Annotated in this window: 19 protein-coding genes and 1 tRNA gene; 13 read left to right on the top strand and 7 right to left on the bottom strand. The window is 71.2% G+C overall.

The annotated features are described in order from the left end of the window. From PQS31_RS12065 to PQS31_RS12040, 6 genes are all read left to right on the top strand, one after another. Positions 1-1,266 (top strand): peptidoglycan DD-metalloendopeptidase family protein, encoded by a 1,266-nt coding sequence (locus PQS31_RS12065; protein WP_272762978.1) that lies wholly within the window; start codon positions 1-3, stop codon positions 1,264-1,266. Positions 1,267-1,414: 148 nt separating this feature from the next. Beyond that, entirely contained in the window at positions 1,415-1,747 is a 333-nt protein-coding gene (locus PQS31_RS12060; RefSeq protein ID WP_272762977.1) for a DUF559 domain-containing protein, read from the top strand. A 605-nt stretch (positions 1,748-2,352) separates the two neighbouring features. After that, a complete protein-coding gene (locus PQS31_RS12055) occupies positions 2,353-3,744 on the top strand; it encodes a S41 family peptidase (protein ID WP_272762976.1) in 1,392 nt (463 codons plus the stop codon). A gap of 404 nt (positions 3,745-4,148) precedes the next feature. Next, positions 4,149-6,371, top strand: coding sequence for a PAS domain-containing protein (locus PQS31_RS12050; RefSeq protein WP_272762975.1), 2,223 nt, complete (start codon positions 4,149-4,151; stop codon positions 6,369-6,371). 6 nt (positions 6,372-6,377) lie between these two features. Further along, entirely contained in the window at positions 6,378-7,406 is a 1,029-nt protein-coding gene (locus PQS31_RS12045; protein WP_272762974.1) for a PAS domain-containing protein, read from the top strand. An 18-nt stretch (positions 7,407-7,424) separates the two neighbouring features. After that, positions 7,425-7,820, top strand: coding sequence for a response regulator (locus PQS31_RS12040; protein WP_272762973.1), 396 nt, complete (start codon positions 7,425-7,427; stop codon positions 7,818-7,820). 323 nt (positions 7,821-8,143) lie between these two features. Here the strand turns inward: PQS31_RS12040 and PQS31_RS12035 are convergent. Both PQS31_RS12035 and PQS31_RS12030 read right to left on the bottom strand, forming a co-directional pair. Then, positions 8,144-8,220, bottom strand: a tRNA-Arg gene (locus tag PQS31_RS12035). Positions 8,221-8,338: 118 nt separating this feature from the next. Next, positions 8,339-9,505 (bottom strand): nucleotide sugar dehydrogenase, encoded by a 1,167-nt coding sequence (locus tag PQS31_RS12030; RefSeq protein ID WP_272762972.1) that lies wholly within the window; start codon positions 9,503-9,505, stop codon positions 8,339-8,341. A gap of 142 nt (positions 9,506-9,647) precedes the next feature. On the opposite strand from PQS31_RS12030, the gene ubiA reads away from it, so the two are divergent. Next, positions 9,648-10,568 carry a 4-hydroxybenzoate octaprenyltransferase gene (gene ubiA, locus PQS31_RS12025; protein WP_272762971.1) on the top strand — a complete coding sequence of 307 codons (921 nt, stop codon included), beginning with the start codon at positions 9,648-9,650 and terminating at the stop codon, positions 10,566-10,568. A 121-nt stretch (positions 10,569-10,689) separates the two neighbouring features. Here ubiA and PQS31_RS12020 read toward each other — a convergent pair whose 3' ends face one another. Continuing rightward, on the bottom strand, positions 10,690-11,418 hold the full coding sequence (locus PQS31_RS12020) for a ComF family protein (RefSeq protein ID WP_272762970.1): 729 nt from the start codon (positions 11,416-11,418) through the stop codon (positions 10,690-10,692). 49 nt (positions 11,419-11,467) lie between these two features. Between PQS31_RS12020 and bioB the strand changes: the two genes are divergently transcribed. Genes bioB through bioC form a run of 6 tightly spaced genes read left to right on the top strand, consistent with a single transcriptional unit; the run spans position 11,468 to position 16,866 of the window. Next, a complete protein-coding gene (gene bioB / locus PQS31_RS12015; RefSeq protein ID WP_272762969.1) occupies positions 11,468-12,544 on the top strand; it encodes a biotin synthase BioB in 1,077 nt (358 codons plus the stop codon). Then, positions 12,541-12,903 (top strand): hypothetical protein, encoded by a 363-nt coding sequence (locus PQS31_RS12010; RefSeq protein ID WP_272762968.1) that lies wholly within the window; start codon positions 12,541-12,543, stop codon positions 12,901-12,903. Before bioB ends, PQS31_RS12010 begins: the two co-directional genes overlap by 4 nt. Beyond that, positions 12,893-14,119, top strand: coding sequence for an 8-amino-7-oxononanoate synthase (bioF, locus tag PQS31_RS12005; RefSeq protein WP_272762967.1), 1,227 nt, complete (start codon positions 12,893-12,895; stop codon positions 14,117-14,119). Before PQS31_RS12010 ends, bioF begins: the two co-directional genes overlap by 11 nt. Continuing rightward, positions 14,116-15,120, top strand: a complete 1,005-nt coding sequence (locus PQS31_RS12000) for a multidrug resistance efflux transporter family protein (RefSeq protein ID WP_272762966.1) — start codon at positions 14,116-14,118, stop codon at positions 15,118-15,120. Before bioF ends, PQS31_RS12000 begins: the two co-directional genes overlap by 4 nt. A 34-nt stretch (positions 15,121-15,154) precedes the next feature. Beyond that, complete coding sequence (gene bioH, locus PQS31_RS11995; protein WP_272763051.1) at positions 15,155-15,961, top strand: pimeloyl-ACP methyl ester esterase BioH; 807 nt, start codon at positions 15,155-15,157, stop codon at positions 15,959-15,961. Next, positions 15,958-16,866, top strand: coding sequence for a malonyl-ACP O-methyltransferase BioC (bioC, locus tag PQS31_RS11990; protein ID WP_272762965.1), 909 nt, complete (start codon positions 15,958-15,960; stop codon positions 16,864-16,866). Before bioH ends, bioC begins: the two co-directional genes overlap by 4 nt. Before the next feature lie 43 nt (positions 16,867-16,909). Here the strand turns inward: bioC and PQS31_RS11985 are convergent, their stop codons facing one another. The 4 genes from PQS31_RS11985 to PQS31_RS11970 all read right to left on the bottom strand — a co-directional run bounded on the left by PQS31_RS11985 (position 16,910) and on the right by PQS31_RS11970 (position 22,407). Next, complete coding sequence (locus PQS31_RS11985) at positions 16,910-18,943, bottom strand: TonB-dependent receptor (RefSeq protein ID WP_272762964.1); 2,034 nt, start codon at positions 18,941-18,943, stop codon at positions 16,910-16,912. A 67-nt stretch (positions 18,944-19,010) separates the two neighbouring features. Then, complete coding sequence (locus PQS31_RS11980) at positions 19,011-20,264, bottom strand: DUF3526 domain-containing protein (RefSeq protein WP_272762963.1); 1,254 nt, start codon at positions 20,262-20,264, stop codon at positions 19,011-19,013. Continuing rightward, a complete protein-coding gene (locus tag PQS31_RS11975) occupies positions 20,261-21,700 on the bottom strand; it encodes a DUF3526 domain-containing protein (RefSeq protein ID WP_272762962.1) in 1,440 nt (479 codons plus the stop codon). Before PQS31_RS11975 ends, PQS31_RS11980 begins: the two co-directional genes overlap by 4 nt. Further along, entirely contained in the window at positions 21,697-22,407 is a 711-nt protein-coding gene (locus PQS31_RS11970) for an ABC transporter ATP-binding protein (RefSeq protein ID WP_272762961.1), read from the bottom strand. Before PQS31_RS11970 ends, PQS31_RS11975 begins: the two co-directional genes overlap by 4 nt. Between the last annotated feature and the right edge of the window lie 201 nt (positions 22,408-22,608).

Genomic DNA, 22,608 nt, shown 5'->3' with positions numbered 1-22,608 from the left:
ATGACGCGCGGTGCGATGGCCGGCCGGGCCGCGCTGCTGGCGACCGCGCTGCTGCTGGCCGCGTCGCCGGTGCTGGACGCGGGCGCGCAGAGCAGCCGCGAAACCGAACGCCGGCTCGAACGCGTGCGCAAGGAGCTGCGCGACGTCGCGGCCGAGCGTCGCCGGCTCGAGGGCGAGCGCGGCGCCGCCGCACGCGAACTGCGCCAGGTCGATGAGCGGGTCGCCAGTTCGTCGAGGGCCTTGGCCGAGACCCGCCGCAAGCTCGCCGAGGAACAGGCCGCCCTGGCGCGCCTGCAGGCCCGGCGTCAGGAACTCGATGCGACGGTCGCCACCCGCCGCACCGAGCTCGCTGCGCTGCTGCGCGCCGCCTACACGATCGGCGACGACGCGGCGCTGAAGCTGATGCTCGCTCAGGACCGTGTCGCCGATGCCGGGCGCCTGCTGGTGTACCACCGCTATTTGCAGCAGCAACGCAGCGCGCGGATCGCGACCCTGCAGGCCGAGATGGTGGAACTCGACGGCCTCGAAGCGCAGATCCAGGACCGCCGCGCCGCGCTGGAAGCCGCGCAGGTCGAGCAGCGCGGGCAGCTGGCCCAGGTGGAGGCCGATCGCCGGCGCCGTGCCGAGGCGATGAAGACGCTGGAATCGCGTTTCAACGACCGCAGCGCGCGCGAACAGGCGCTGGGCAGCGATGCGCGTTCGCTGGAGCGGGTGCTGGCGCAGTTGCGTGAGGCGGCGCGACGGGCCGAGGCCGAACGGCGCGCCGCCGCGGCCGCGGAACGCGCACGCCAGGCGCGCGAGGCACGGGAAGCCCGCGACAGCGGCGCGACGCCGCGGCCCGCGCCCCGGCCGCGCCCGCAGGTGGCGACCGCGCCGGCGCCGCAGGTCGGCGGGCTCGGCTGGCCGGTCAGCGGCAGCCTGCTGACCGCGTACGGCGGCCGCCTGCCGGACGGCCGCAGCAGCACGGGCGTGCTGATCGGCGCGCCGGCCGGCACCCCGGTGAAGGCGGTGGCCGACGGCACCGTGGTCTTCGCCGAGTGGATGACCGGCTACGGCATGTTGCTGATCGTCGACCACGGCAACGGTTACATGAGTCTCTACGCCCACAACGACGCGCTGCTGAAGAATGCCGGTGACCGGGTCACCCGCGGCGAGACGCTGGCCAGCGTCGGCAACTCCGGCGGCCAAGGCCGCTCCGGGCTGTATTTCGAACTGCGTCAGGGCGGCAAGCCGGTCAACCCGGCGACGTGGCTGCAACGACGCTGAGCCACGTCGAGGGCGTCTCCCGCCCGCGGGAGGCGGCGGGATGACGGGCTGCGCTCGCGCCGATCAACGACAGCAAACTCGGACTTCCCCGATCGCATCCCCGAGCACCGGATGCGCATCCTGCCTCCACGGACGCAGGAGCACACGGATGTGCAAGCCCGCCACGCTGCACTTCGCGCGCGCCCTGCGCCGCGACACCACCGATGCCGAGCGCCTGCTCTGGTATCACCTGAGAGATCGCCGCCTGGCCGGCGTGGCGTTCTGCCGTCAGCATCCGGTCGGACCGTTCGTCGCCGACTTCCTCAGTCCCGAGGCCGCGCTCATCGTCGAGGTCGAGGGGCCCCGGTACACGGCCAGCCCGGATGCCGGCCGCACGGCGTTCCTCGAACGCCGCGGCTTCCGCGTGCTGCAGTTCTGGAACCACGATGTCCTGGTGCGTACCGAGGCGGTGCTCGCGGTGATCCACGCCGCGGTGACGTGACGCCGCCCCGACCCCGCCCCGTCTCGCGAGCCGGAGGCGCCGACAACCCGCGGTTCGCCCGCCGGGCGATTCTCGCCGCGCCGGGCTGCTCGAACGCCGCGCGCCGGATCGGGGACGGGCGAGGACTGTCCGCACCGGCATCAGGGCTTGCCTGCGACTGAACGCGCCCGCCGTTCTCGACGCATTCGCCGCGCCCGCCCGCCCGCACACACGAACGCCGCGGCGTCCGACTGCCGCGGCTCTGCAGCCGCGACGTGCCGGTGCACACCGATCACGCACCCGACCGGATCGGCGCGGCATGTGCAGCCGTGACGCCGCCGTGTATCCGCGGCGGCGCCGACCTGCGGGGGCACGTCCGGCGCCGCCTCCAGGGCATCGCGCTGCCGCTGTGCCCGAACCGCGCCGATCCGCCTGGATTCCCCGCAGCGGCTGCCGGACGCGCCGTCGGCGATGCGTCTCCGCCCTGGCGGTCATCACGGCGGGGCGGCAACCAGCACCCGCCGGCAGAACTGAACATCACGCCGGGGCCTTAACGCATTCACGAAGGTGCACCGCATAATCGAAACGGCGCCAGATCGGCGCGGTCCCGATTCGTGGAGTCCTGCATGCGCGTTCGTTCCCTGACGCTGGCCCTGTCGCTGCTGCTGTCGCCGGCGGCCTTCGCGCAGGCGCCCGCGCCGCCGCCGCAGGAGACCCCGGCTGCGCCGGATGCCGCGGACGAGGCCGCCACCCCGGACGAGGCCCAGGCCGCGCGCGAAGTGTCGGCCAGTGACGATCCCGATGCGATCGAGCACGCCTCCAGCCGGGTGCCGCTGGAGGAGATCCGTCGCTACGTCGGCGTCTTCAACGCGGTGCGCCAGGCCTACGTGGAGCCGGTCGAGGACCGCACGCTGATGAGCTCGGCGATCCGCGGACTGCTGCTCGACCTCGATCCGCACAGCGTGTATCTGGAAAAGGCCGACGCCGATGCCTTCGACGAAGGCACCGCGGGCGCCTACGACGGCATCGGCGTCGAAGTGATGTACCTGCCCGACGGCAGCATGCGCGTCATCGCGCCGATCGACGGCACGCCGGCCCAGACCGCGGGTGTGCGCGCGGGCGACGTCATCGTCAGCGTCGACGGCCGCACGCTGTCGCCGGCCGATCACGAAGGTCCCGGGCCGCTGCGCGGGGCACCGGGCACGGCGGTCACCCTGGGCGTGCTGCGCGACGGTGAGCGCGCACCGCTGGAGATCCGCGTCGAGCGCGAGACCATCCGCGTCGTCAGCGTGCGCGGCCGCATGCTCGAACCGGGCTACGGCTATGTGCGCGTGAGCCAGTTCCAGATGGACACCGCCGCCGAGTTCAATCGCGTGGTCGACGAACTCAAGGCCGGCAACGGCGGTCGCCTGCGCGGGCTGGTCATCGACCTGCGCAGCAATCCGGGTGGCCTGCTGACCGCGGCGGTGCAGATCGCCGACGATCTGCTCGACACCGGCAAGATCGTCAGCACCCGCGGACGCATTCCGATCAGTGAGGCCGAGTTCAGTGCCACGCCGGGCGACATCCTCGACGGCGCGCCGGTGGTGCTGATCGTCGATGTCGGCTCGGCCAGCGCGTCCGAGGTGTTGGCCGGCGCGCTGCGCGACAACCAGCGCGCGCGCGTGATCGGCAGCCGCACCTTCGGCAAGGGCTCGGTGCAGACCGTGCTGCCGCTCGACAACGGCGATTCGGTCAAGCTCACCACCGCGCGTTACTACACGCCGAGCGGGCGCTCGATCCAGGCGCGGGGCATCGATCCGGACGTGGTGCTGCGCGCCGAGGGCGCGGCGGGTGACGATGCGCCGCGCGCGGCCTCGGCCTACACCGAAGCCGCATTGCCCGGCCATCTGCGCGGCGACGAGGAAGACGGCAGCACCGGCGGCGAAGCCCTGCCGGGCGACGCGCCGATCGCCGCGGCGCTGGCCGAGCTCAAGTCACCGTCGGCCGCCCCGACCGCCAGCACCGCCGCGAACTGAGCAGGCACCAGCGCGCGTCTCGGCGCCGCCGGTCGATCCTCGGGGCGTGCGCAGTGTGCCCGGGCATCGGCAGCGACGTGCACAACATGCACCGAGGCGGTGGATCGATCGCCCGCATCGTCGCGCGACCTTACGCGACAGTGCTCGAGAGTGCGTGTGCCCGCGTCGCGCCGGCCGAAATCCTCCAGCGCCGAGCGCACGCGGATCCCACGGTCGACACGCGATGCGCGTCGCCCCGCCCGCTGTGGCCGTGGTGCATGCCGACATTGCATCGCCGCCGCATCGGCTGCTCGATCGGCGCGGCGCGATCCGTGCCCATCCGCCTTCGAGCGCGTTAAGGTCAGGTGCTCCCGTGTACAGGCGTCACCATGTTCGTATCGAACGCGCCGGCCAGCACTGACAGGATGCCCCAGCGCATCGCCCGGCTCGACTGGGCGACGACGCCCCTGGGCCCGCGGGCACGCTGGTCGCGCACCTTGTGCGTCGCCGTCGACATGATGCTCGCCTTGCCGCAGCCGGCTTACATCGGCTGGGGCCCGACACTGGTCTCCCTCTACAACGACGCGTACGTGCCGGTGCTCGGCATCAAGCACCCGGACGCGCTCGGCCGGTCCTACTACGACGTCTGGCAGGAAATCGACGCCGATTACCGTGAGGCGCTCGATGCGACGCTCGGCGGCCGGGCGCAGATGTTCGTCGACGAACCGATGGCACTCGCCGGCCGCGGCCGCGACATCAGCTGGTTCACCTTCTCGTGGACACCGCTCAGGGACGAGGACGGCGCGATCGCCGGCTTCCTGGCAATCGGTCACGAAACCACCGAAAAAGTGCTCGTCGAACACGCGCTGCAGGAAAGCGAGGCCCGTGCGCGTCTCCTCGTCGGCGCGCTGGCGCAGGCGACCTGGGAAACCGATGCGCAGGGTCTCGTGACTGTGGACAGCCCGAGCTGGCGCGCCTACACCGGCCAGACGATCGACGAATGGCTGGGGTGGGGGTGGCTCGACGCCGTCCATCCCGACGACCGCGCGTACGCGGGCCGTCAGTGGGCCGACGCCGTCGCGACACGATCGAATGTGGATGCGAAGTTCCGGTTGCGCGACGCGGGGGGCGGATGGCGCTGGACCAACGTCCGTGCGATGCCCCTGCTAGGCGCACATGGCCGTGTTCGCAAATGGCTCGGTGTCAACATCGACATCGACGCCTCCACGCGCACGCAGCAGGCATTGCACGAGAGCGAGCAGCAGCTCGCGGCCGAACTCGCGCGGGCCAAGGCGCTGCAATCCGTGAGTGGCCTCCTCATCGCCGACGGCGAGCGCAGCCGGCTCTACGAGCAGATCCTCGATGCGGCGATCGCCATCATGGGCGCCGATATGGGCAGCATGCAGCTGATGGATGCGCGCGGCGGCGAGCTGCACCTCATCGTCTTCCGCGGCTTCCACCCGGAGGCCGCGGCGTACTGGCAGCGGGTATCGGTCGCCACCGGGTCGAGCTGCGGTGCCGCCCTCAGCCACGGCGCGCGGGTGATCATCGAGGACGTGGCGGGGAGTGACGTCACGCGCGGGTCCGACAACATGAGGTACTGGAAGAAGTCGGGCATCGTGGCCGTCCAGTCGACGCCGCTGTCCGCGCGTGACGGCTCGATCATCGGCATGCTCTCGACCCATTGGCGGCGTCCCCACCGCCCGGAGGATGCCGAGCTTCGATCGCTCGACGTGCTCGCCCGGCAAGCCGCCGATTTCATCGAGCGAGCGCGCACGCAGGCCGCGCTGCGAGAGAGCGAGAACAAGTACCGCTCGTTGTTCGAGTCGATCGACGAGGGGTTTCTGGTCTACGAAATGGTGCGCGACGGTGACGGCCGGGCGATCGATTTCCGGTTGCTCGAAGTCAATCCTGCGTTCACCCGGCAGACCGGGCTGGGGCAGGAAACCGTCGGCAAGTACGCCAGCGAGTTTCTGCCGAACCTCGAGCGGTTCTGGATCGACACGTACGACCGCGTGGCGCGCACCGGTGCGCCGGAGCGGGTCGAAGAGTACAACCAGGCGACCGAGCGCCGGTACAACGTCCATGTCGCTGCCGTGCACGGCAAGGACCGCGTCGCGGTCGTGTTCGAGGACGTCACCGAGCGCAGGCGGGCCGAGCGGACCTTGCGGGCGAGCGAGGATCGGAAGAGCTTCCTCTTGACGCTCAGCGACGCCCTGCGCCCGCTCGCCGATCCGATCGACGTGCAGAACGAGGCCGCCCGCGTGCTCGGGGCACATGTCGGCGCCGGCCGCGCCGCCTACGCCGACATCGGCGACGACGGCGCCTGCTTCACGGTCCATCGCGATTACACCGACGGCCTGCCGAGCTTCGTCGGCCGCTACCCCGTCGACGGGTATGGCGGTCCCGAGATGTGGGCCGAACTCCGGGCCGGCCGCACCGTGTCGGTGGCCGACGCCGAGCGGGACGCGCGGCTGGGAGATGCGGACCGGAGGAACTACGCAGCCGGTCAGGTCCGCGCCGCTGTCGCCGTTCCCCTGGTGAAGGACGGCCGGCTTTCGGCCGTTTTCTTTCTGCATTTCCCCACGCCGCAGGTGTGGTCTGCCGAGCGCCTGTCGCTGGTCGAGGAGACGGCCGAACGGACCTAGTCGGCGGTGGAACGCGCACGCACGGAAGCGGCCCTCAGCAAGAGCGAGGAGCGGCTGCGCCTCGGCGCGCAGGTCGCCCAGTTCGGGCTCTGGGACTGGAACGTCAGCACGGGTGAGGTCACGTGGTCGGACGAGCACTTCCTCATGCAGGGCTACGCGGTCGGCGAGGTCGCGCCGAGCTACGAAGCCTGGGCCGCACGCGTGCATCCGGACGACATCGCGGAGACCGAAGCGGCACTCGCCCACGCCTGCGAGACCCGGACCGAATTCGTTCACGAATTCCGCAGCCTGCATCCGGATGGCTCGATGCACTGGTTGTCGGCGCGCGGACGCTACTTCTACGACGAGGCGGGCCTGCCGGTGCGCATGATCGGCGCGATGCTCGAGACCACGGAGCGGCGGCGCTGGGGTGACCGCCAGCAGGTGCTCATGGCCGAGCTGCAGCACCGGACGCGCAACATCCTCAGCGTCGTGGGCGCGATGTACGAACGCACGCGCAGCGACAGTCCGGATCTCGCCACGCTCGACGCGAAGTACGCCGACCGCCTCGCCGCGTTGGCACGCGTGCAGGGTTTGCTGTCGCGCCTGGAGGAAAGCGAACGCATCACGTTCGACGAACTGATCCGGATGGAACTCGTCGCCATGGGCGCCGTGGATGCCCAGGGCCGCGGCGATCGCGTCGTCCTGGATGGCCCCGATGGCGTGCGCATGCGCTCGAGCACCGTGCAGACGCTCGCATTGGCCTTGCACGAACTCGGGACGAATGCGCACAAATACGGCGCCCTCTCGCAGGCGGGCGGACGCCTGCGGGTGCGCTGGCACCTGCAGCCGTCACACCGGCCGCCGCGTCTTCGCATCGAATGGACCGAGAGCGGTGTGGACATGTCGCGGTCCGGGGCGAAGCCGGCCGGGGCCGGCTATGGCCGGGAACTGATCGAGTGTGCGCTGCCGTACCAGCTCGATGCCGAGACCCGGTATGAACTCGGCGCCGACGGCGTGCGGTGCATCATCGAGCTTCCGGTGTCCGAGAGCTGATGGCCGAAGGAGCAATCGATGAGCCTGCTCGCGTTGGTGGAGCGTCGAATACTGATCGTCGAAGACGAGTACCTGGCGGCGAAGTGCATGGCCGACGCCCTGCAGGCCGCGGGGGCCCGCGTCGTCGGGCCGGCGGCGTCGGTGGCCAAAGCCCGCGCGCTGCTGGACAGGCCGGATCCGATCCAGTTCGCCCTCCTGGACCTCAATCTGGGCGGCGAATCGGCCCTGCCACTCGCTGACGAATTGACGATGCGCGGTGTGCCCTTCGTGTTCCTGACCGGATACGACGCCAGCGCGATTCCCCAGCCGTACCGTGCGGCGCCCCGGCTGGTGAAGCCCCTGTCCACGGACGATGTTCTGCGCCTCGTCGGCGATGCGCTTGAGGCGCGCCTCGCGGCCGACGACGTGAGTTAGCGACACGTGCGCCGCCGGCGCGCCGGACACGCCCTCGGCCTCCGGACAGTACCCGGCGTGTTCACTTCCGTGGCGGGCGTTGCTCGCCCCCGGAACACCGCAGGCTGCGCTGCAGGGCGTGTGCCTGCTCCGGGCAGGCGGGGCGCGCTGCGGTGAACGCTGGAACGCGCGCGCAGCGCTTCCGACACTCGATGCGGGCCCGGCGCGGTCAGCCAGGCGTCCGACCCCCGGGACGAAGCGGGTGTCGTGCCCGTGCACGGGGCGATTGCGAACGCTGCAGGTCGGAACCGGCGGCAGGCCGCCCGGGATCGGAGCAGGGAAGATGGCGCGCCTGGAGGGATTCGAACCCCCGACCAATGGCTTCGGAAGCCACTACTCTATCCGGCTGAGCTACAGGCGCGTGCTGCGGGCCGTGCGCCACGCGGACGTGGGCAGGCGGCCGCGGATTGTAACGGAATTCCGGCGGGCGGGTAGTCGAGGGCGCGGCGGGGCGCGAGTGCCCCGCGGCGCGGCGTAGGCTAGTCCCGACCGGACAGATCGCGGGTGTAGACCCTGTCCGCGACGTCGCGCAGCGCGTCGGTCATCCGGTTGGCGACGATCAGCGAGGCCTCGCGCTTGAACGCATCCAGGTCGTTGACCACGCGGGAGTGGAAGAACGTCGGCGTGTCGAGGACCGGCTCGTAGACGATTACCTCGACACCCTTGGCCTTGATCCGCTTCATCACGCCCTGCACCGCGGACAGTCGCACGTTGTCCGAGCCGGCCTTCATCACCAGCCGGTAGATGCCGACGACGGTCGGCTGGCGGCGCAGGATGTCCTCGGCGATGAAATCCTTGCGCGTGGTGTTGGCCGCGACGATCGCCCGGATCAGGTTCTGCGGAACCGCCGCATAGTTCGCCAGCAGCTGGCGCGTGTCCTTGGGCAGGCAGTAGCCGCCATAGCCGAACGAGGGATTGTTGTAGTGCCCGCCGATCCGCGGATCGAGGCTGACGCCCTCGATGATCTGGCGCGTGTCGAGGCCGTGGGTGCAGGCGTAGGTGTCGAGTTCGTTGAAATAGGCCACGCGCATGGCGAGATAGGTGTTGGCGAAGAGCTTGATCGCCTCGGCCTCGGACGGATCGGTCAGCAGCACCGGCACGTCGTCGTGCAGGGCGCCTTCGGCGAGACGCTGCGCGAAGGCCGCGCCGTGCGCCGCATCGCCGCCGACGACGATCCGGCTCGGATGCAGGTTGTCGTACAGCGCCTGGCCCTCGCGCAGGAATTCCGGTGCGAACAGGATGCGCTCGGTGGCGAACCGCGCGCAGGCCGCGCGCGTGTAACCCACCGGCACCGTCGAGCGGATGACGATCACCGCCTGGGGTGCGTGCGCGATCGCCTCGGCAACGACTGCATCGACCGAGCGGGTGTTGAACGCGTGCGTCGTGGGGTCGTAATCGGTAGGGGTCGCGACGAGTACGTAGTCCGCGCCGGCGTAGGCCGCTTCGGCGTCCAAGGTGGCCGAGAACCGGAGGTCGGGCCGGGCCAGGTGGTCGCGGATGCCGGGATCGTCGAGCGGCGACTCCCGCCGCTCGAGCATCGCGACGCGGCCTGCATCGATGTCGAGCGCGGTCACCTCGTGCCGCGTGGCGAAGAGCAGCGCATTGGACAGGCCGACGTAGCCGGCACCGACGACGGTGATCCGCATGGGCGATGCGTGTCCGCGGGGAGTCGGCTTCCAAGCCTGTCGCCGGCCTGTGTCGATACGACGGCACGGTGTGTGCAAAACGATGACAGTGCGCCGACGCGCACGCCGGCCGCGCGGGGCGGGCTGGTATTCTCCCGCCGCGATGCACGACTACGAACGCTTCTCCGCACCCACCGTGCCGCGCTGGCGCGACCGGCTGCGCCAGTACTGGGCCCTGGTGCGTGGCGATCGGCCGATCGGCTGGCTGTTGCTGCTGTGGCCCACGTGGTGGGCGCTGTGGATCGCCGCCGAGGGCGTGCCGCCGCTGTGGACGCTGGCGGTGTTCTCCGCCGGTGTCTGGCTCACGCGCTCGGCCGGCTGCGTGATCAACGATTACGCCGACCGCTGGCTCGATCCCCAGGTCGAGCGCACCAAGGACCGCCCGCTCGCCAGCGGTGCGGTGCGCGGGCGCGAGGCGCTGCTGCTGTTCGCGGCGCTGATGCTGGTCGCGTTCGTGCTGGTCCTGACGATGAACCGTCTCACCGTGCTGATGAGCGTGGTCGGCGTGGCGCTCGCCGCGAGTTACCCGTATCTCAAGCGCTACACCTATCTGCCGCAGGTGTACCTGGGCGTGGCCTTCGGCTGGGCGATTCCGATGGCGTTCGCGGCCGTACAGGGCACGGTGCCGCCGCTGGGCTGGGTGCTGTTCGTCGCCAACATCTTCTGGGCCACGGCCTACGACACCTGGTATGCGATGGTCGATCGCGAGGACGACATTCGCGCCGGGTCGAAGTCCACCGCCATCCTGTTCGGCGATCTCGATCTCGTGGCCCAGGGCGTGCTGTACACGCTGGCGTTCACGGCGCTGGCGCTGGTCGGGCGCGAGGCCGGACTGGGTGCGAACTACTGGCTCGGCCTGTCGGTGGCGGCCGGACTGGTGGTCTGGGAGTTCGTCATCGCACGCCGCCGCGAGCGTGCGGCCTGCTTCCGCGCCTTTCTGCACAACCACTGGGTCGGCATGACGATCTTCGCCGGTATCGCCGCGCATTACGCGCTGCCGCCGGTGACGCGTGTGCTGGGCTGACGCGTCGAATCGGTGAGGCGCACGGCGGCGGATGCGCCGCGCCGGATCCCGCAGGCGCGTGCGCGATCGGGATGGGCCGGGACAGCCCGCCGCGGAGCGCGCGCCTGCGCGGGGACGAGGCTCATGGCGTGCGCGCGCAGACCCAGGCGTCCACCCGGACCGCGCCGGCGCGACGCAGGGCGATCGCGGCCGCGTGCAGCGTGGCGCCGGTGGTCATGACGTCGTCGACCAGCACCACGTGTGCGGGCGTCGGGGCGTCGCCGCCGGTCTCGAACGCGCCGCGGACGTTGCGGCGACGTGCGGCGGCCGCGAGTTCCGACTGCGCCGAGGTCGCGCGGGTGCGTCGCAGCAGGTCGTCGCGCACCGGCAACCCGAGCCGTCGGGCCAGCGGGCGGGCGAGTTCCAGGGCCTGGTCGTAACCGCGGCGTCGCAGGCGCGCGCTGTGCAGCGGAACGGGGACGAGGACGTCGGGGCGCGGCAGCGCGGCGAACGCCGACGCCATGCTGCGGGCCAGCAGCGCGCCGGCGGCCAGGTCGTGGTGGAACTTGAACCGCGGCAACAGCCGGTCCACCGGAAAGCCGTAGACGAAGGCGGCATGCGCCGCGCCCAGCGGCGGCGCACGGCGCAGGCACGCGCCGCACGGGCCGTCTCCGGCGGGCAGCGGAATCGCACAGCGTGCGCAGGCCGCGCCGGCCCAGGGCAGGGCGGCCATGCAGGCATTGCAGAGATCCTGCTCCGCCGCAGCGCGCTCGCGGCAGACCAGGCAGCGGTTGCCGAAGAGCCGGAGCAGGCGACGTCCGAGGCCGCCGTCAACCAGCGGCTGTGATGTCAGGTTGACAGGGGTCGGCATGCTTTCCAGACTGCCGGGCTTGTCCCGCCGTCACCGTCGGTAGATCGCCATGTCCGCTGTCAGCCCCGTCCGCGAATCCGCCGGGTCGCCCGCTCCCCTGCGCCACGACTGGTCGCGCGCCGAAATCGAGGCCCTGTTCGCGCTGCCGCTGACCGACCTGCTGTTCCGCGCGGCCGCCGTGCACCGTCAGCATTTCGATCCGGCCGAGGTGCAGATCAGCACCCTGTTGTCGGTGAAGACCGGCGGTTGTCCGGAGGATTGCAGCTACTGCCCGCAGGCGCAGCGCTACCACACCGGCGTCGAAGCGACGAAGCTGATGGAGACCGAGGCGGTACTGGAGAAGGCCCGCCAGGCCAAGGCCGCCGGCGCGACGCGCTTCTGCATGGGCGCGGCCTGGCGCTCGCCCAAGGACCGCGACATTCCGAAGGTCGCGGCGATGATCCGCGAGGTCAAGGCGCTGGGCATGGAAACCTGCGCCACGCTCGGCATGCTCAGCGGTCCGCAGGCGCGCGCGCTCAAGGACGCCGGCCTGGACTACTACAACCACAACATCGACACCGACCCCGAGTATTACGACGCGATCATCCACACGCGCGAGATCCAGGACCGCTTCGACACGCTCGAACACGTGCGCGATGCCGGCCTGAAGACCTGCTGCGGCGGCATCGTGGGCATGGGCGAGACCGGGCGCCAGCGCGCCGGTCTGCTGCGCACGCTGGCGAACCTGCCGGTGCATCCCGATTCGGTGCCGATCAACCGGCTGGTGCAGGTGGAAGGCACGCCGCTGCACGGCACCGAGGCGATCGATCCCTTCGATTTCGTGCGTACGATCGCCGTCGCCCGCATCCTGATGCCGCGGTCGATGGTGCGCCTGTCGGCGGGCCGCCAGGACATGAGCGACGAGTTGCAGGCGATGTGTTTTCTCGCCGGCGCCAATTCGATCTTCTACGGCGAGCAGCTGCTGACCACCGGCAACCCGGACACCGAGCGCGACATGGCGCTGTTCCAGCGTCTGGGCATCAAGCCGATGCAGATCCACGTGGATGGCGAGCATCACGATCACCCGGGCACCGTCCACGCCGACATCATCGAACTGCCGCAGCATCCGCGGAGCTGCGCGGCGTGATGCCGTGGCCCGCCTGGCTGTACCTGGTGCTGCTGGCGCTGGTCGGCCTGAGCGGATGCGTGCTGGCCGTGCGCGCCGGCCGCTCGTCCGTGCTGGCGCTGGCGCGGCTGGCTGCGACCGGCGTGCTGATGTGGGCGGTGGTGCTGTTCGTCCGCGACGGCGGCGCCGGCCTGGGCTTTGCGGCCGCGCTGTTCGCGGCGGTACTGGTGCTGGCGCACAAGAGCGCCGCCGATGCGCAGGAGGCGCAGCGCATGCAACTCGATACGCCCGGCCGGATCGGCGTGATGATCAACGGTCTCGTCGCCCTGCCCGCGGTCGCGATGGGCGGGCTCGCGCTCTGGTCCCGCCATGGCACCTGAGCGCCCGGATCTGCGCGCACGCGCGCGCCAGTTGCGCGACGACCGCGACGCGCGGCTGCTGCGTCGTCAGCGGCGCACGGTGCTGCGCCGCGACGGCATGCGCTGCGAGGTCGAGGACGGCGGCGCGTCGCGCTGGTTGTTGAACTTCTGCAGCAACGACTACCTCGGGCTGTCGCAGCACTTCGCGGTCTCGGGCGCGTTGCAGGACGCCGCGGCCACCGACGGCGTCGGCAGCGGCGGCTCGCACCTGGTCTGTGGTCACCACGCGCGTCATGCCGCGCTCGAACGCGAGATCGCCGACTGGCTGCAGGTACCGGCGACCCTCGTGCTGGGCAGCGGCTTCGCGGCCAATCTCGCGGTGCTGCAGGCGCTGCTCGGCGACGACGACGTCTGTGTCCAGGACCGGCTCAACCACGCCAGCCTGATCGATGCCGCGCGCCTCGCAGGCTGCCGTCTGCGCCGCTATCCACATGCCGATGCCCCGGGCGCGCTGCGCCAGCTGCGCACACTGCCCGACACTGCGGCCATCCTCGCCACCGACGGCGTCTTCAGCATGGACGGCGACGTCGCGCCGCTGCGCGAGCTGGCGGTCGTCGCGCGCGTGCAGCGGGCGCTGTTCTACGTCGACGACGCGCACGGCATCGGCGTGCGCGGACCCGACGGCCGCGGCAGCGTGGCCGAGGCGCGGCTCGACGTCGAGGCGGTGCCGCTGCAGCTGGTCACGCTGGGCAAGGCCCTGGGCGGCTACGGCGCGGCCCTCGCCGGCGACGCGGACCTGATCGCGCATCTGGCCGAAACCGCGCGGCCCTACGTCTACACCACCGCACTGCCGCCGGCCCAGGCCGCCGCGTCGCTGGCCGCGGTGCGGCTCGCACGTCACGAACACTGGCGCCGCGAGCGCCTGGCCGCGCTGGTGCAGCGCTTCCGAACGCGCGCGCTCGGGCATGGTCTGGATCTGATGGCGTCGGACACCCCGATCCAGCCGCTGCGCTGCGGCGACAACGCGACCGCGCTGGCGCTGTCGGCGGCGCTCGATGCCGCCGGGTTCTGGGTCACCGCGATCCGTCCGCCCACCGTGCCCGAGGGCCAGGCGCGGCTGCGGATCACGCTGGGCGCCGCGCACGCCGATGCCGACGTGGATGCACTGGTCGATGCGCTCGCGCGTGCCCGCGATGCGGTGTCCGCGCACGACCCGGCGGCCGCCGTCCAGGCATGACCGCGTCGTCGACAGACGCCCGCCGCGCGCTGCTCGCGGTCGGGATCGCACTGGCGTCGGCGCTGTTCTTCACGCTGACCTACGTGCTCAACCGCGCCAGCGCGAGCGGCGGCGGCCACTGGGCGTGGACCGCGTGCCTGCGCTACTTCATCACCCTGCCGCTGCTGCTGCCGCTGATGCCCTGGCAGGGCGGCGCCATGCCGGTGTTGCGCGCGATCGCCGCGCACCCGGGTGCGTGGCTGCGCTGCAGCGCGATCGGCTTTCTGCTGTTCTATTGCATGCTGGCCTACGCGGCGGCGAGCGGGCCGGCGTGGCTGGTGGCGGGCAGTTTCCAGTTCACCGTGATCGCCGGCATGTTGTGCGCGCCGCTGCTGTATCGCGATGCGCGCCGACGCATTCCGCCCCTCGCGCTCGCGGTGGCCGCGGCCATCCTCGCCGGCGTGCTGTTGATGCAGTTCGGCCACGGCGGTCCGGGGCTCGACGCCGCCGGCTGGATCGCGCTGGCCTGCGTGCTGACCGCCGCGGTCGCGTATCCGCTCGGCAACCGCCTGTTGCTGCTGCATCTCGAACGCACGGGCGAGACCCTCAACGCCACCCAGCGCGTGTTCGGCCTCACGCTGGTGAGCCAGCCGCTGTGGCTGCTGGTCGCCGCGTTCGCCTGGCAGCAGGCCGGCGCGCCGTCGATGCCGCAGGTGTGGCTGGCCGCGGGCGTCGCGCTGAGCGCGGGGGTGATCGCGACGATCCTGTTCTTCCAGGCGACCGGCATGGTGCGCGACAACCCGGTGGCGCTGGGTGCGGCCGAAGCCATGCAGGCGGCCGAGCTGCTGTTCGCCGCGCTGCTGGGCGCGCTGTTCCTGCACGAGGCCTGGCCGCAGGGGCGTGCGTTGCTCGGTGCCGGCATCGTGACGGCCGGCATCGTCGCCTTCGCCGTGCTGGTCGCGCGGCCTGCCGCCGGCAGCCCCCGCCGGACCCGCGCCCTGCGCAGCGACAAGGGCGGTTGAGGCCGCGACGACGATGACCGAGACACCGGACGACCTGCACATCGACATCGTCGGCGATGGCCCGCCGCTGGTATTGCTGCACGGCTGGGCCATGCACGGCGGCGTGTTCGCGCCGCTGCGTGAGCGCCTGCGGCGCACGCACACGCTGTACGTCGTGGATCTGCCCGGCCATGGCCACAGCCGTGACAGCGCCGTGCCGCTGGCGCTCGAGCCGGTGGTCGACGCGCTCGCGCGGATGGTGCCACCGGCGCCGTGGCTGGGTTGGTCGCTGGGTGGCCTGTTCGCGCTGCACGCGGCCGCCACCCGCCCCGACATCGCGACGTCGCTGGTGATGGTGTGCGCCAACCCGCGCTTCGTCAGCGCGCGTGACTGGCCGCACGGCATGGCGCCCCAGGTGTTCCGCGATTTCGCCAGCGGCCTGCGCAGCGACTACCGTGGCACGCTGGACCGCTTCATCGCGCTCGAGGCGTTCGGCTCGGACGATGCGCGCGGCGAACTGCGCACGCTGCGCGCCGAGGTGTTCGCACGCGGCGAGCCGGCCACGCGCGTGCTGGTCGACGGCCTGGGCCTGCTCGAATCGGTCGACCTGCGGCGCGCACTGCCGGACCTGCAGGTGCCGAGCCTGTGGCTTGCCGGCCGCCGCGATCGCCTGGTCGATCCACGCGCGATGCACGACGCCGCCGGGCGCGCACCGACCGGCACGGCCATCACCCTCGACCACGCCGGGCACGCGCCGTTCCTCACCCATGCCGACGCGGTGGTCGAGCGGCTGCATGCCTTTCTTCCGGCTGCGACGGCCGCCGTCGCCGACGGACCCGATGTCCGCTCCCTGCCCAAATGACCCGAATCTTCGACGCCGCCCACGTCCGCCGCGCTTTCTCGCGGGCATCGGCCACCTATACCGCCGCCGCCGCGCTGCAGCGCGACATCGAGGCCCAGCTGCTGGAATCGCTGGACTATCTGGATGATCGCGTGCCGGACGTCGTGCTCGATGTCGGCAGCGGGCCGGCGCATGCGGCGCTGGCGATGCGCGCGCGCTGGCCCAAGGCGCGCATCGTCGCGCTGGATCTGGCGCTGCCGATGCTGCGCCAGGCCCCGGTCGGCGCAGGCGGCATGCTGGCGAAGCTCGGCCTGCAGCCGCGGCCGGTGGACCGGGTGTGCGCCGATCTGCGCGCGCTGCCGCTGGCCGACAACAGCGTCGACGTGCTGGTCTCCAACCTGTGCCTGCAGTGGGTGGACGATCTGTCCGCGGCCTTCGCGGGCTTCCGCCGGGTACTGAAGCCGGACGGCCTGCTCTTGGTGTCCACCTTCGGTCCGCAGAGCCTGATCGAACTGCGCGACGCCTTCGGCCACGCCGACGACACCCCGCACGTGAGCCCCTTCGTGTCGATCGGCGAATTCGGCGATGCGCTGATGCGCGCCGGCTTCCGCAATCCGGTGCTCGATCGCGACGTCACCGTGCACTGGCATGCCGACATGGCGTCGCTGATGCGCGAGCAGCGCGCGATCGGTGCGACCAACGCCCTGGCCACGCGGCGCCGCTCGATGACCGGCCGCGCGCGCTTCGCCGCCGCCGCCGCGCACTACGAACAGTTCCGCACGCCGCAGGGCCTGCCGGCGAGCTGGGAATGGATCACCGCGATGGCGTGGTCGCCGGCCCACGGTGCGCCGATCCGCGACGGCGGCGAGGAGCTGGCGCGCTTCGACGCGGCGGCAATTCCGGTGCGCAGGCGCGGCGGCGCCTGAGCCTCGAGCGCCGCCGCGCAGTCCGCGGGCGGCGCGGGTCCGCTCAGAGCGTGACGTGCAGCGACACGAACGCGGTGCGTCCGGCCGACGGTGAGAACATCGGCTGCGTGGTGTCCTGGAAGAAGCTGTCGTACCAGGCGTAGACGTACTCGCGCCCGGTGACGTTGCGCAGCTGCATGTCGACGCGCATGCGCGGATTGATGCGGTACTGCGCGCTGAGATCGACGACCGCGAAACCGCCGAACTTGTCGGTGACGTTGCGCTCTTCGAGGTAGTAGTCGCCCTGGGCCCGGCCCTGGAGGCCGAACTGGAGGGCGTCGCTGGCCTGGTAGTCGATGCCGATGTTGCTGATGTAGCGCGGCGTGGCGGCGACTTCGTTGCCCTCGATCGACACGCCCGGCGCGCGACCGTCGCGCTGGATCTTCGCCTCCTGGTAGGCGTGCGAGGCCCAGACCGTCCATGCATCGCCGAGGCGCGCGTCGATCTGCGCGTCCACGCCGCGGCGTCGGGTCTTGCCCAGCACCACCGTGGTGCCGGTGGCGGGCATGTTGGACACCTCGTTCTCCGCATCCTGCTGCCACACCGCGAGTCGGGCCTGGCTGCCGGCGAAGGGACTGAAGCGGATGCCGGCTTCCACGCCGGTGTTGGTCGAGGGCCGCAGCGCCGCCTGGCCCGGCGTCAGATAGGCCGGTGCGGTGGAACCGGTGAGCACCTGGAACGTGCGTCCCCAGTTCGCATAGACGTTGGTGTCACTGGTCAGCGCGTGCACCACGCTCAGCTTGGGCTGGCCGATGGTGCCGTAGTCCTGCAGCGGCCCGCGGACGCCACCGGGCAGGGTGGTGGCGCCGTCGAAGCGGTCCACCCGGTAGGCCGGGACGATCTTCAGCGATTCGACCGGCTGCCAGATCGCCTGCACGTAGGCACCGGTGTTGTCGAAGCTGTGGACGTCGTCGTTCTGCACGCGGGCGGGCACGGCCTCGAAGTCGGTGGGCACGCTGTAGTTGAACCGCTGGCGCAGGTAGGCGTTGGTCTGCTGCTCGTGATTGGCGCCCGCCTCGAGCGTCAAGGCGTCGCTGGCGGTCCAGGTTAGCGTGCTCATCAGGCCGGTCTGCTTCTCATCCCAGACCCGGCGCTGTCGCGGTGCATTGCCGGTGGGCACGCCGCTGAAGGTGATGCGGCGGTCGTCCTGATAGCGGTTGTGGTAGAGCCGGGTGCCCAGCAACAGAGCGTCGTTCAGCGCCAGATCCATGTGCAGGGCGAACTGGCGCATGTCGCGGTCGTCGCCGTCGTTGGCGTTGCGCGGGTTGGAACCGCGGCGCATGGTCGCGAGTTCGTCGGCGGTCAGAAAGCCCGGCTCGTCGGCCTTGTGGTGGTAGACGCGTGCGGTCAGGCCCACGCGCATGCCGTCCTCGAGATGGCCGTAGAACCACTTGCCGCCCAGCGAATACTTTTCCGAGGTGTCGTGGTCGCGATAGCCGTCCGAGGTCTGCACGCCGACGAACCAGTTCTGCTGGAACTCGCCATGCTCGCGGCCGAGCGCGATCTGCGCCATGCGGGTATCGAAGCTGCCGTAGGTCAGCCGCGCATCGGTGTAGTCACCGCCCTGGCGCGTGCCGAAATTGATGTTGCCGCCGATGTTGTGCAGGCCGTAACGCGGATCGTTGGTGCCGCGCACGACTTCGATGTAGTCGATCTCCAGCGGGAACAGCATGTCGATGAAGCGCTGGTTGCCGCTGTTGACGTTGCTCGGAATGCCGTCGATCAGGGTCTTGATCGCATTGAGATAGCCCTCGCCGTTGAAGGCGCGGAAGCTCACCTTGCCCGACTCGGCGCCCTGGCGGGTTTCGGTGAGCTGGATGCCGGGCATCTGGCCGAGCAGTTCCCAGCTCTGGGAGACGGTCTTGTCCTCGATCCGCTCGGCGCCCAGCACGTCGACCGAGGTCAGCACCTCATTGGCGGTGAGTTGGCCGCGGCTCTGGTGCACGTGCACGGTGCCCATCGTGGTGTTGGCCGACTGCGCGTGGACGACGGTGGGCAGCGCGGCGAGCAGGGCGAGGCTGAGGGTATGCAGGTTCATGCGGACGACCGGGCAGGCGCCGGCTCGAGGCCGGCGTGGGTGGGGACGGGTGGGTGGAGCGGTTCGATCAGTGCGGCGCGAACGCCGGCGCGTCCGCGAAATCGTTCTCGCGGAACGGCACGTCGTTGAACATGTACGGGTAATAGAACTGGCGCAGGCGGGTGTGGAAGGCGCGGATGCGGTCCTGGTAGGCCAGGTGCGCCTGCATGTCGGTGTCGGCCATGCGCGTGAGCGCGGCCTGCATGCCCACCGGCGGCAACACCCAGCCCAGGCGCGACGCGGCCGCCGAGCGTCGCTCGATGCCGTCGCGGTAGGCCGCGGCCATCGGCGCGACCGCATCGTCGCCGTTCTGGTGGAAGGCGAAGTACCACTTCCAGTGGAACGCGGTACCGAGCGGCGCGGAATCACGCCACTCGGGATACCGCGCATAGAAGCGCTGCATGGTGTCCTGGCGCGGGATGTCCCAGGCCCGGTTGACCGCCTCGCGCTGGGCGCGTGCGATCGCCGCGCCCTGGTCGACCGGAATCGCGCGTTCGATGCCCACGTGCGCCAGCGCGGGCAGCACCAGGGCGATCGCCACCCACAGCGTGGCCAGCGTCGCCGCATTGGTCGCGCTGCCCCAGCCGCGTCGCGCCACGGCCCAGGACAGCGCGATCCAGAACACCAGATAGGCCGCGGTCAGGCCGAGAACGGCGGCGATCTGCAGCGCCGGCACGCCCTGCCACGCCGCGACCAGCACGAACGGTGCGCCGACGCAGACCAGCAGCGCGACCGCACGCACCGTGGCCCGGCGCAAATACAGACGGCCGATGCGCAGCGGCAGGCTGCGCAACATGCGCTCGCGTCCGGATTCGGCTTCGCCCGAGCGCAGATCATGGAACAGCACCAGGACGAACACCGGCAGCAGGAAGGTCAGCAGGAACGCGAAATCGAACCGGCCGGCCAGTGCGAGCTCGGGGTTGAACACGTCGCCGTCGTGGATCTGCGCCTCCAGTCCGAGGGCCCGCACGCGGAGTACGAACGGCGCGACATCGCGCATGCCCACGGCCGCGAAGGCCAGCGCCGACGGCGGATTCCAGGTGGGATGGAAGGTGTAGTAGGCCGCGCTGCCCGCGTCGGTGCCGTCGCCGTGGGCGGCGACGACCGCGGCGAGATCGGTGGCCTGCAACGCCGGAATGCGCTCGATCGCCGCGCGCTGGCTGTCGATGCGCTGCACGCCCGACGCCAGGCTGGCCGCGGCCAGCACGATCAGCAATGCCAGGCCGGCCACCGCGATCCGCGAGCGCAGCAGCAGCCGCCATTCATAGCGCCACGTGCTCATCGTGCCACCCCCAGTCGGCGTGCCACCCGGCCCAGCAGCAACAGTGCCAGCAGGCACCAGCCCGCCAGCACCAGGAGCCCGGGCGCCATCGCGCGCAGCAGCGTGCCCGCGCTCTGCGGCTGGAAGTCGAAGCGCGGAATCGTCTGCCAATGGCGGGCATCCACGCGCTTGCGCCGGTCGGCATCCGCGTCCTGCGCCGTGTCGTCGGCGAACGACACGCCGTCGGCCTGCAGCTGGTTGAGCTGCTGCACCATGGTGTAGCGGAAGGCCTCGGCCTGGTCGAGAAACCCCAGATGCGCCGACAGATCGGTCGCCGCGGCGGCCATCGACGCCTGGCGCAGCGCGATCGATGGGCTCAGCAGCGAGAACCACCCCACCAGCGTGTTCTGGCGATGCTGGATCTGCGCACTGTGCGCCGCGTAGCGCTCGAACAGGCTCGATGTGAGGCGCTCGCCTTCCACCGCGACCAGACCGCGGTAGTTCACCGGCAGATCCTCGATGCGGCTCACGCCGTACTGGTCGAGGACGCGTTGGCGGAAGCTGTTGAAGTAGGGATCGTCCGGATTGTGGCTGTCACCCATTGCGCGCAGATCGCGGCCGATGCCGACGTCGGTCTGCAGGCGGTCGGGCAGGGGCAGTGCGGCGTAGGCGACATCCGGCGCCACGCGCGGCACCAGCAGTGCCGACAGCGCCCAGACCGCTACCAGGGCCAGCAGGGCATCGCGGCGGCGCGCGAGCAGCGCCGAGACGGCCGCGATCACCGCGCACCACAGCAGCAGGTAGAGCGCATAGGCCAGGGCCAGCACCGCGGCCACCGCGAGCGACGCGCCGGGCGCGGCCGCCATCACCGCCAGTCCCAGCAACGCGGGCAGCATGAAGACCGCCGCGACCGCGCACAGCGCCGCCAGCTTGCCGCCGACGATGGCGCGCGTGGACGCGCCCTGCAGCATCAGCTGGCGCAAGGTGCCGCGTTCGCGTTCCTGGGCGAGCAGCCCGTGACCGAGCACCACCAGTACCAGCGGCGCGAGAACCTGCAGCACGAACGCGGGCGTGAGCTGGCCGAACCGGGTGAGGATGGAGCTCTGCATCACGTCGCCGAAGTTGGCGGTGTTCTGCCGGTGGCCTTCGAGGAACATGCTGCTGCCGGTGAACGGGTCGACGCCGGCATCGAACGCGGCCAGCGCCGACGGCAGGCGGTAGACGAAATGGCCGTAATGCACCACGCGGTGCGGGTGGCGGTCGGGCTGGGCGTCGAACGCCGCCTGCGCCGCGTGCTGCTGGCGCGCGCGGTGGTCGGCCGCCGACTGCATGTGGTGCAGCGACACCACGGTGGCGACGATGCCGAGCATCGCCAGCAGCACGATGCCGGCCAGCGCGGTGCGGTTGCGCAGCATCGCGCGCAACTCGTTGCGCATCACCGAAACGAATGCGCTCATGCCGCGCGCGCCCGTCCGGAGAAGTGCGCGTGCAGCGCGGCCAGGTCGAAGGCCTCGCGCTCGGCCTCGTGCACGATGCGGCCGTGTTCGAGGACGCCGATGCGGTCGGCGACCTCGACCGCGCCCAGCAGGTCGTGGGTGACCATCAGCACCGCGGTGCCGCGCGCGCGCACCGAGTCGAGCAGCGTGTGGAAATCCGCGCTCGCGCCCGGGTCGAGGCCGGACGTGGGTTCGTCGAGCAGCAAGAGCGGCACCTCGCGCATCAGCGCGATCGCGATCGCCACCTTCTGGCGCATGCCTTTGGAGAATCCGCCCAGGCGCTGCCGCCAGGCCGATTCCTGCAGCCCGGCGGCGCGCAGGGCCTCGGTGATCGCCGCGCTCGTGTGCCGGCGGCCGGCGAGCGACAGCAGGTAGTCGACGTTTTCCACCGCTGACAGATGCTCGTAGAGCGCGACATTCTCGGGCAGATAGGCAAGCTGCGCGCGGGCCCGGTCGGGCGCCTCCCAGGGCGTGACGCCGGCCACCCGGACGGTGCCCGCATCGGGCCTGAGGAAGCCGAGCAGCACCGACAACGTCGTCGACTTGCCGGCGCCGTTGCCGCCGAGCAGCGCATACAGCCGGCCCGGCTCGACGCGCAGATGCAGATCGGAGAGCACCGGTTTTCCGGCGAAGGACACCGAGAGTGCCTGGATGTCGACGACGGGCATGGAAGGCGTCAAAGCACGGCCCCGCAGTAAAAATTGGGGGCGCACCATATCATGTAATAACATTACAGTCGTGATGCCGGGCAAGTTCGCGGACGGAGGCGCTGCAGGGTTCGACGCGCCTTGCGAGTCGAGGTGCGCCCGACATCACCGGCCCGTGCCGGCGTCAGGCGTAGTGCCCGCACCGCGCGGGGCCGAAAATTC

The sequence above is a fragment of the Luteimonas sp. BLCC-B24 genome (assembly GCF_028550595.1).
In the GTDB taxonomy this organism is placed as follows: domain Bacteria; phylum Pseudomonadota; class Gammaproteobacteria; order Xanthomonadales; family Xanthomonadaceae; genus Luteimonas.
This window is presented reverse-complemented; position numbering and strand designations above follow the sequence as displayed.